Source organism: Nonomuraea sp. MG754425 (genome assembly GCF_021699195.1).
In the GTDB taxonomy this organism is placed as follows: domain Bacteria; phylum Actinomycetota; class Actinomycetes; order Streptosporangiales; family Streptosporangiaceae; genus Nonomuraea.
Map to the genome: position 1 here is coordinate 57,004 of NZ_SSXE01000059.1, position 8,666 is coordinate 65,669.

Below are 8,666 nucleotides of genomic sequence, written 5' to 3' on the forward strand. Positions count from 1 at the left end.
GCGACCGAAACCGCCCGATCGTGGTCCGCCGGGCCCGGCCGTGTCCCCCGGCCGGGCCCGTCCTCCGTTCAGCGAGCCGATCCGACGACCCGCACGCCGCCCGCGGGCACCGTGATCTTCCCTTCGTGGACGGACCCGTCCAGCAGGTCGGTCCCCGACCCCTGGACGGTGACCTCGGTGTCGCCGTGGTTGATGAGGAAGAGGTACGCGTGGCCGGCCGAGCGGCGGGTCACGACCTCCAGCCCGTCCGCCGGACGGCCGGCCGAGGGGCGCTTCGCGACCGCGTCCAGCAGCCGCGCGCGGGCGTCGGCGGGCAGCTCGACGCCCACGTACCAGGCTTCGCCCGCGCCCCGGGCCGCGCGCGTGACCGCCGGCGCGCCCGCGAAGTCGCCGTCGAGGTAGCGGGCCTCGGCCACCGCGTCCGTCAGCTCGATCTCCTCGTGCCAGGTCGAGACCCGGGCGGGCCCCGTGACGCCGTCGATCTCCACCGAGTCCGCCTCCGCCAGGGGCGCGAACTCCTCCACCCGCACGCCCAGCAGGTCGCGGAACGCCCCGGGGTAGCCGCCGAGCCGTACCCGGTCGAGCGGGTCGACGATGCCGGAGAAGTAGCTGACGAGCACCGTCGCCCCGGCCTCCGCCGCGGCGGCGACGGCGGCGGCGTCCCGGTCGGAGATCAGGTAGAGCATGGGCACGACGATCAGCCGGTAACCAGACAGGTCGGCCGACGGCGGCACGACGTCGACGGTGACGCCCGCCTCCCACAGGGTCCGGTGCCAGCCGAGCGCCGTCTCCGCGTACGACAGGCCGTTGTGCGGATGCGACGCCCGCTCGGCCGCCCACCACGACTCCTCGGAGAACAGCAGCGCGCAGTCGGCGGCGACCCGCGTCCCGAGCACCTCGGAGCAGGAGGCCAGTTCCGCGCCGAGCGCCGCCACCTCCCGGAACTTCCGGCTGCCGGCTCCGGCGTGCGGCAGCATCGCCGAGTGGAAACGCTCGGCGCCCGCCCGCGCGGCCCGCCACTGGAAGAAGCAGATCCCGTCGGATCCGCGGGCGACGTGCGCGAACACGTCCCGCCGGAGTTGACCGGGGCGCTTGGCGGGGTTGACGGATCGCCAGCTCGTGGCGCCGGTGGCCGTCTCCATGAGCAGCCACGGACCGCCGCGCGCCAGGCCGCGCGCGCGGTCGGCCGAGAACGACAGCTCGACGTGCGCGTCAGGCGTCGGCCGCAGGTAGTGGTCGCTCGCGACGAGATCCAGGTCGGCGGTCCAGGAGCTGTAGTCCATGTTCTTGCCGGCGTCGAAGAGCACCATGTTCGTGGTGATCGGAATGTCCGGGGTGACCCGCCGGAGCACGGCGATCTCGGCGCGGAGCTGCTCGCGCAGCCGGTCGGAGCTGAACCGGTCGAAGTCCAGTTCCTGGGTGGGGTTGGAGTCGGTGAACGTGAGCCGCGGCGGCTGGATCTCCGTCCACGCGGAGTAGGTCTGGCTCCACGCGGCGGTCGTCCAGGCGGCGTTCAGCTCGTCGAGCGAGTCGTGGTAGCGCTCCCGCAGCCACGCACGGAAGGCCGCGGCGCTCTGCTCGCCGTAGCACCGCGAGTTGTGGCCGCCCAGCTCGTTGGAGACGTGCCACAGCGCGAGGGCGGGGTGCTCGCCATAGCGTCCGGCCATCCTCTCCACCAGCTCCAGCGAGTGCTCGCGGTAGACCAGCGACGACGGCGACCAGGCCTGGCGGCCGCCCTGCGCCATCGTCCGGCCGTGCCGATCGACGGGCAGCACCTCGGGGAAGCGGGTGGTGAGCCACGGCGGCGGCGAGGCAGTGGCCGTGGCGAGATCCACGGCGATGTCGTGGGCGTGCAGGAGGTCGAGCACACGATCCAGCCAGCCGAAGTTCCAGCGGCCGGGCTCCGGTTGCAACGTCGACCAGGAGAAGACGCCGACCGTGACGAGGTTGACCCCGGCCTCGCGCATCAGCCGCACGTCCTCGTGCCAGACGTGCTCGTCCCACTGCTCGGGGTTGTAGTCGCCGCCGAAGGCCACCGGTTCGCCGCCGAACCGGGCCACGACGTTGGCGGGCCACCGGATCCACTCAGCCGTCACGAGCTCTGCTCCTCACTGCGCAACGAAATCACCTGACGAAACCGCCTGACGCGATCGCCAGGCGACCGCGCCGCCGCGGCCGTCAAGCTGCGGGGAGTTCAGACTAGCGGCTTGAGACAACGTTGTTTTAGAGTGATCCCGCGTAAGCGGCCGGCGGCCCGTCCCGGCACGTCCGCCGCGGCGGACCTCCCGCGCCGCTCGTGAACGACATCGAGGGAGTGAATCGTGGCGGAGTTCGACGGCAAGATCGCCATCGTCACCGGTGGGCACAGCGGCATCGGACGGGCGACGGCCCGGCTGCTGTCCGAGCGCGGCGCGACGGTCGTGGCCGCGGGCGTCCCGCCGACACGCGAGGCCGAGGCCCCGCTGCCGGGCGTCGAACAGGCCGAACTCGACGTCACCGACGAGAGCGCCACCGCGCGACTCGTCGACGACGTGGCCGCCCGGCACGGCGGGCTCGACATCGTCGTGGCCGCCGCCGGGATCCAGCGCTACGGCACGGCGGCGGAGACCGGCGCCGAGGAGTGGAACGAGGTGCTCGCCGTCAACGTGACCGGCGCCTTCCACGCCGCCAAGCACGCGCTGCCGCACCTGCGCGCCCGCGGAGCCGGCTCGATCGTGATCGTCTCCTCCGTCCAGGCCTTCGTCACCCAGAGCTCCGTCGCCGCCTACACCACCAGCAAGGGCGCGCTCAACGCGCTGGCCAGGTCCATCGCGATCGACGAGGCGAAGAACGGGATCAGGGCCAACACCGTCTGCCCCGCCTCCGTGGACACCCCGATGTTGCGCGCCTCGGCCCGCGCCTTCTCCGACGGCACCGACCAGGGCACGCGGGACCTGGTCGAGTCGTGGGGACGCATGCACCCGCTGGGCCGGGTGGCGCGGCCGGACGAGGTCGCCGAGGCCATCGCCTTCCTGGCCGGCGACCGCGCCAGCTTCATCACCGGCATCGCGCTGCCCGTGGACGGCGGGCTGCTGGCCAACGCCGCCGTCACCCTGCCGGGATGAACGTCCGCCACGGCCACCTCGCCCCGGGGCGGCCGACGATGAGCGAGGAGTCCGGATGACGGCCGAGGTCGCGGTGCCCGGCAGGGCCCGGGTGGGCGAAGGACCGGTCTGGGACGCCGGCCGCCTGCACTGGGTCGACATCCCCGCCGGCCGCCTGCACACCAGCGACCCGGCCACCGGTCACACCACCAGCGTCGAGTTGCCGACCCTCCTCGGCGCCGCGGCGCCACGACGCGGCGGCGGCTTCGTGGCCGCGACCGCCGAAGGCTTCGCGAGCGTCGGGTCCGACGGGACGATGACCGTCCGGCGCGCGATCCTGCCCGACGGCGAACGCATGAACGACGCCAAGTGCGACCGGCACGGACGGTTCTGGGCCGGCAGCACCTCGATGGACTTCCGGCCCGGCAAGGGCGCGCTGCACGTGCTCATGCCGGACTGGACGAGCCGCGTCGTCCTCGACGACCTGGCCCTGCCCAACGGGCTCGACTGGAGCCCCGACGGGCGCACCTTCTACCTCGCCGACAGCATCGCCGGCGAGATCTCGGCCTTCGACACCGAACCCGGCTCCACCTCGATCAGCCGGCGACGCACGCTGTTCCGGGTCCCCGCCCGCACCGGCATGCCGGACGGCCTCACCGTCGACGCGGCGGGCTGCCTGTGGGTCGCGATCTGGGGCGGCGACCGCCTGGCCAGGATCTCCCCTGACGGGGACCTGCTCGGCGAGATCCCGATGCCCGTGCACCAGCCGTCCTCCTGCGCGTTCGGCGGGGCCCGCCTCGACCGCCTGTACGTCACCTCGGCCCGCGAGGGGCTCGACCTGCCCGACGACGACCCCGCCGGGTCGGTGTTCGTCCTCGACCGGCCGGGTGTCGTCGGCAGGCCCGCCACGGCGTTCGCCGGCTGAGCCGCCGAGGCGTCAGCCGGGCAGCCGGGCACCTTGGGAGTCCGCACCATGTCGCTGGGCTGAGCGCACGGGCGGGCCCGGATCCGGCCGGGGCGCGTGGTTCCCGGACCCGCCGGAGGGCGCCGTGGAGCAGGGGTGATACTGGGAATATGGACAAAAAGGACCCGGCGCCCCGAGGCCCTTCGGGCGGACGCGGGACACCGGTCGTGGACGTTCTGGTGGTCGGGGCCGGCCCGACCGGGCTCCTGCTCGCAGGCGACCTGGCCGGCTCCGGAACCGGCGTCACTGTCGTGGAACGGCGCGAGCGCGCCTCCGGCCTGAGCCGGGCCTTCGGCCTGCACGCCCGGACCCTGGAACAGCTCGACGCCCGGGACCTGGCCGACGACCTGCTCGCCATCGGCACCCGGGTCCGGACGCTGCGCCCGCTGGGCCGGATCAGCATCGACTTCTCCAGGCTCCGGACCCGTTTCCCGTTCCTGCTGATCACTCCCCAGTACGAGGTCGAGCGGGTCCTGTTCGGCCGGGCCGAGGAAGCGGGCGCCACGCTGCTGCGCGGCGTCCAGGCCACCGGGATCCGGCAGGACCCGGACGGCGTGGACGTGGACGTCCGCTATCCGGACGGAACCACGTCCACCCTGCGCGCCCGCTACGTGGTCGGCGCCGACGGCGCGGACAGCACCGTCCGGCGGAGCCTGGGCCTGCCTTTTCCCGGCAAGCCGGTGGTCAGCTCCGTCATGCTGGCCGACGTCCGGTTCGACCGCGAGCCGCCCGAGCTGCTGAACTTCGCCACGAACGAGCATGGTTTCACGTTCATCGCCCCCTTCGGGGACGGCTGGTATCGGATCATCGCCTGGGACCGGACCCGGCAGGAGCCCGACGACGCGCCCGTCACCTTGGAGGACGTCCGGGACATCACCCGGCGCACCACCGGCGACGACTTCGGGATGCACGACGCGCGCTGGTTGTCCCGCTTCCACAGCGACGAACGGCAGGTGCCCCGCTACCGGCGCGGACGGGTCTTCCTCGCCGGCGACGCCGCGCACGTGCACTCCCCGGCAGGCGGCATGGGCATGAACACCGGCCTGCAGGACGCCGCCAACCTCGGCTGGAAGCTGACGGCCGTCCTGCACGGCCGGGCCGGTGACGACCTGCTGGACAGCTACGACGCCGAGCGCCGCCCGGTGGGGCGGATGGTGGTACGCGTCAGTCACGCCCTCCTGACGGCCGTCATCGTCAGGTCGCCGCTGGTGCGCGCGTTGCGGCTGATTGTGGCCGCCGTCGCGCACCGGCTGCGCGTGGTGGAGGCCGGCGCGGCGCGCGGCATCTCCGGCATCGGGATCGCCTACCGCGCCCCACGGGGCGCCCATCCGCTCACGGGACGCCGGGCGCCGGACCTGCGCCTGGCGGGCGAACCGGCCCGCCTGTACGAGGCGCTGCGCGAGGGCACGTTCGTCCTGGTGGGCCGCGAGGTCGCCACGATCGCCGCCCCGTGGGCGGGGCAGGTGGTCGCGGCCTCCCCCGCGGCCGGTCAGCGCCCCACACTGCTGATCAGGCCGGACGGCTATGTCGCCTGGGCGGCCCAGGACCCCGCCCCGGACGAGATACGCCAGGCCCTGACCCACTGGCTGGGCGAGGCGCCCGCCCGGGAACGTGCCCGCGCCTCCCGGCGCGCCGTGCGATCATCCCGATGACGCCGCCCGCGAACGGCTCTCAGGTCAGCAGGGAGCTGTAGGCGGTCGAGTGCTGCTGCCCGGACATGAACGACAGGAACTGCCTGACGAACGCGCTGCGTGAGTAGGTGTCGGCCGTGCCGGTCAGGTCGCGGTGGAAGGCCCTGCGAAACAGCTTCTGGTACTCCTGGGCGTCGATCGCCTGGTCGTCGTCGACGTCGGTGACATCGAACAGGACGTCGGCGACCTTGATCAGCCCGGCGCTGGGCAGCGAGGTGGACGCGGCGGCGTACTCCTGGCGGGTGACCCGCCCGTCGCCGTCGGAGTCGAGGCCGGCCTGCAGTTCCCGCCACCAGGCGGCGTAGGCGTTGAAGAGCCGCTCCTCGTCCGGTTCGTCGAGGTCGAGCCGGGTGGCGATCTCTCTCGCCATCGCCGCCAGGTCGGGCCAGGCGATGTGACCGTCGCCGGTCTGGTCGAGGACCTCGGCGAAGAACCGGTCGGCCGAGTAGGTGACCGGGTCGTCCTCGTCGGGGGCCGGGGTGACGAGCCTGAACAGGGCCGCGGCCTGGCCCGCCTTGCGGCGTACGCCCTGCCACGGGCCGGCCTCGCGGGAGTGGTCGGGATCCAGCAGGCTCATGAACGACTCGACGCTCACCCAGTCGTTCGGCAGCAGCCGGGAGGCCCACGCGGCACCCAGGTAGGCGCCGTGCATGAGCGCCCGCGCCCCCGGGACGTCGGGGAGCGCGAGACGCCGGCACAGGGGCTCGGGCAGCGACGCGATGGTGATCGCGGCGGCCATCGGGCCCGCCACGGCCCGGCTCGCGGCCCACACCGCGGGGCTGTTGCGCAGCAGCGGCGGCGCGGGCACGTTGGCGAAGAGCCGGAAGAGGATGACGCGCACCGCCTCGGTGTTCTCCAGGCGATGGTGCACGATGTCGTCGAAGTAGGGCCAGAACTCCCGCACCGTCGGGGGGAGGTGATCGCTGTTGCCCTCCAGCAGGGCGAGCACCGTGCGGAACTCGGCGTAGAGCCGGTCGGTCGCGGTCCGGTCGAGCGACTCGCCGCCCAGCCGGTACATCGTCACCGACGACTCGAACAGGGTCGCCACCACCCAGGCGCGCGCTTCGGCGTCCGCCGCGTCGTAGCGGCGGCCCTGCGGGTCGCTGCCGGCGATGCGGGCGTGCAGGCGGTTGAGGCGGGTCGCCTCCCGGTTCCGTACGTGCTGGTCCGGGTCGAGCAGCCGCTGCGTGCTGGTCAACGTGTTGCGCAGCCGCCGCCACGGATAGGTCACGAACGTCGAGTTCCCGATCAACGCCGCGCCGATCTGCGGGTAGGCGGCCTCCAGCACCGTGGCGCGGGCCACCGCGAGCCCCCATCGTGCCTCGTTGACGAGGCTGCGCAGCATCGAGTCGGGCCCGAAGACGTCGAGGGTCTCCTCTGCGGCGGTCGGGGTCATCAGGATTCCTCTCCCGTGGTGGTGGTCGGCCGGCGGACGTCGCCGAAGCGGCGCTGCCGCCGCCGGTAGGCGTCAAGGCATTCCCAGAGGTGGGTCGCGCGGAAGTCGGGCCACAGCACCTGGGGGAAGACCCACTCGGCGTAGGCCACCTGCCAGAGCATGAAGTTGGAGATGCGCTGCTCACCGGAGGTGCGGATGACCAGGTCGACGTCCGGTGTGTCGGGATAGGGCAGGTGCTGGGCGAAGGTGGCCTCGGTCACCTGCTCGGCGGGGGTGGCGGTGCGGATCAGCGACCGGGCCGCTTGCACGATGTCGCGGCGTCCGCCGTGGTCGAAGGCGACCGTGAGCGTCATCTGCCGGTTGTCGCTGGTGAGCGTCATCAGGTCGGTAATGTCCTGGACCAGGCGCGACGGGATGCGCGGATCGGACATGCCCAGGAACCTGCACCGTACGCCGCGGGCGTGCAACGCCGGCGCGTGCTTGCGGATGGCCCGGCGCACGAGCCGCATCAGGATGTCGACCTCGCCCGCCGGTCTGCGCCAGTTCTCGGTGGAGAAGGCGTAGAGGCTCAACCAGGTGACGCCGGCGGAACGCGCCGCCTCGATGACGTCGATGACGGCGGTCTCCGCCGCCTCGTGTCCCGCGGTGCGAGGTAGGGATCGCTGCGCGGCCCACCGCCCGTTTCCGTCCATCACGCACGCCACGTGACGCGGCATTCCGCCCATACTTTTCATAGCTGAACGTGACTATAGCATTACCTTGCGTGCTGTCGAGCGTCACAGATGACGGGCGGAGACGCGGATCAGGCGCTTGAAAGTGCTTGCAAGTGGCGGGTTATTTCCGGCAAGTCATTTGAAATCGGCTCATCGAAGAATGTGGCCAGCCCACCTGAAAGGACGGCCTTCCCGATGACGCTCCCCCGTATGCTCACCGGTCTCGCCATCACCGTCACCGCCACCGCCACTCTTTCCGCCCTCGCGCCGGCCGCGCAGGCCACCGCCGGCAGCGCCCGCGCCTGGGGCCCGTACAGCGCCCCTGGCAAGGCCGCCCAGGCCAGCGGCACCCTGACCGCGACCGGCGAGGACCACGGCGACCTGCCGACGGCCGACCTCGTGCGCGTGTCCGGCAAGCTGTCGGACAACACCCGTGGCCCCGCGTGCGGCTGGGCCGTCTTCCGCGTCACGTACCGGTCGGGCAGCAACCTGCCGTTCCGTGAGCACCCGGTGCGCCACTGCTCCAACCGCAAGCCGAAGAGCTTCTCGTTCAAGTACCGCGACGTCTACCAGGTCGAGCTGAAGGTCTGCTCCGAGCGCAAGGCCGCCAAGCCGTCGCTCACCTGCCTGTACGCGGGCACCTGGAAGACCCTGTACCTGTCGAAGTGAGCCGCCGGGCCGGCACGGGGCACCCGCGCCGGCCCACCCGGCCCGCACTGACGTCTAGTACTACATGGCTAGATCACGTTGGGTGATCTTTCGGTTTCCCGGTGTGCGAGGGCTGGAGTATGTGAACGTGATGACATGCCCCAGCCCCAT

Annotated in this window: 7 protein-coding genes; 4 read left to right on the forward strand and 3 right to left on the reverse strand. The window is 72.5% G+C overall.

Annotated elements, in window-relative coordinates; all coding sequences use genetic code 11:
* Positions 1–68: 68 nt before the first annotated feature.
* A complete protein-coding gene (locus tag FAF44_RS55865; protein WP_237104998.1) occupies positions 69–2,096 on the reverse strand; it encodes a beta-galactosidase in 2,028 nt (675 codons plus the stop codon).
* Between the two features lie 225 nt (positions 2,097–2,321).
* Here FAF44_RS55865 and FAF44_RS21420 point away from each other — a divergent pair, with 225 nt between their 5' ends.
* The 3 genes from FAF44_RS21420 (at position 2,322) to FAF44_RS21430 (ending at position 5,699) form a co-directional block, all read left to right on the forward strand.
* Complete coding sequence (locus FAF44_RS21420) at positions 2,322–3,104, forward strand: SDR family oxidoreductase (protein WP_237104999.1); 783 nt, start codon at positions 2,322–2,324, stop codon at positions 3,102–3,104.
* 55 nt (positions 3,105–3,159) lie between these two features.
* Positions 3,160–4,008, forward strand: a complete 849-nt coding sequence (locus FAF44_RS21425) for an SMP-30/gluconolactonase/LRE family protein (RefSeq protein WP_237105000.1) — start codon at positions 3,160–3,162, stop codon at positions 4,006–4,008.
* A gap of 206 nt (positions 4,009–4,214) precedes the next feature.
* Positions 4,215–5,699 (forward strand): FAD-dependent monooxygenase, encoded by a 1,485-nt coding sequence (locus tag FAF44_RS21430; protein WP_237105001.1) that lies wholly within the window; start codon positions 4,215–4,217, stop codon positions 5,697–5,699.
* 19 nt (positions 5,700–5,718) lie between these two features.
* Here FAF44_RS21430 and FAF44_RS21435 read toward each other — a convergent pair whose 3' ends face one another.
* Both FAF44_RS21435 and uppS read right to left on the reverse strand, forming a co-directional pair.
* Positions 5,719–7,134 (reverse strand): EF-hand domain-containing protein, encoded by a 1,416-nt coding sequence (locus FAF44_RS21435; protein ID WP_237105002.1) that lies wholly within the window; start codon positions 7,132–7,134, stop codon positions 5,719–5,721.
* Positions 7,134–7,868, reverse strand: a complete 735-nt coding sequence (uppS, locus tag FAF44_RS21440) for a polyprenyl diphosphate synthase (RefSeq protein ID WP_308193353.1) — start codon at positions 7,866–7,868, stop codon at positions 7,134–7,136. The genes FAF44_RS21435 and uppS overlap by 1 nt, the downstream gene beginning before the upstream one ends.
* Before the next feature lie 174 nt (positions 7,869–8,042).
* Here uppS and FAF44_RS21445 point away from each other — a divergent pair, with 174 nt between their 5' ends.
* Entirely contained in the window at positions 8,043–8,516 is a 474-nt protein-coding gene (locus tag FAF44_RS21445) for a hypothetical protein (RefSeq protein WP_237105003.1), read from the forward strand.
* The last annotated feature ends 150 nt before the right edge of the window (positions 8,517–8,666 follow it).